This window comes from Streptomyces roseolilacinus (assembly GCF_014649335.1).
Taxonomy (GTDB): domain Bacteria; phylum Actinomycetota; class Actinomycetes; order Streptomycetales; family Streptomycetaceae; genus Streptomyces; species Streptomyces roseolilacinus.
Map to the genome: position 1 here is coordinate 1 of NZ_BMSV01000037.1, position 805 is coordinate 805.

General features: G+C 70.3%; 1 protein-coding gene and 2 pseudogenes. All 3 read left to right on the forward strand.

Annotated features, from left to right (window positions below):
• A pseudogene (locus IE106_RS29965) lies at positions 1-86 on the forward strand (roadblock/LC7 domain-containing protein); the annotation flags it as partial.
• Positions 87-182: 96 nt separating this feature from the next.
• Complete coding sequence (locus tag IE106_RS29970; RefSeq protein ID WP_189538380.1) at positions 183-722, forward strand: DUF742 domain-containing protein; 540 nt, start codon at positions 183-185, stop codon at positions 720-722.
• Positions 703-805, forward strand: a pseudogene (locus IE106_RS29975) (ATP-binding protein); the annotation flags it as partial. The gene IE106_RS29970 and the pseudogene IE106_RS29975, both read left to right, overlap by 20 nt.

Genomic DNA, 805 nt, shown 5'->3' on the forward strand with positions numbered 1-805 from the left:
ACGAGATGGCCCTTCTCGTGGACCGCGCGGGCAGCGTCCTCACCCCGGACCTGCGCGCGGAACTGCAAGGCAGTCTTCTCAACTAGCAGACGAACCGTGCGTTTCTCGCCACCGCGCCTTAAGGTGCGGTGGCGCGGCTCCACAGGGACATGGACCGGCGAACGGCAGTCGGAGGAGGAATCGTGGCAACACCCCCAGGCGGACACCACCCATACGACGGTGCTCACCAGGTGCAGGGTGACAACGCCCAGAACCACTACAACTTCCCCTCTGCGCCGGGCAGACAGGGCTACCAGCCCTACCAGCAGCCGCAGGCACCGCGCAGTCAGCCGGTGCAGCAGCAGCGCCGCCGCCCGGAGCCGGCCGCGGGCGGGGGTGCCCACAGCCCGCTGGTCCGTCCGTACGCCATGACCGGCGGCCGGACGCGTCCCCGGTACCAGCTCGCCATCGAGGCGCTGGTGTCCACCACGACCGATCCGTCGCGGCTGCACGGGCAGTTGCCCGAGCACCAGCGGATCTGCCACCTGTGCTTCGAGATCAAGTCGGTGGCCGAGATCTCGGCGCTCCTCTCCATCCCCCTCGGCGTTGCCCGGATCCTCGTCGCCGACCTGGCGGAGGCCGGCCTCGTCGCCATCCACCAGCCCGGCGGCGACGAGGCCGCCGGCGGCCAGCCAGACGTGACACTGCTCGAAAGGGTGCTCAGTGGACTTCGCAAGCTCTAGCGGCGGTGCGGCCCGCTCAACCACCAGCGCGAAGATCGTGGTGGCGGGCGGCTTCGGCGTGGGCAAGACCACGTTCGTCGGCG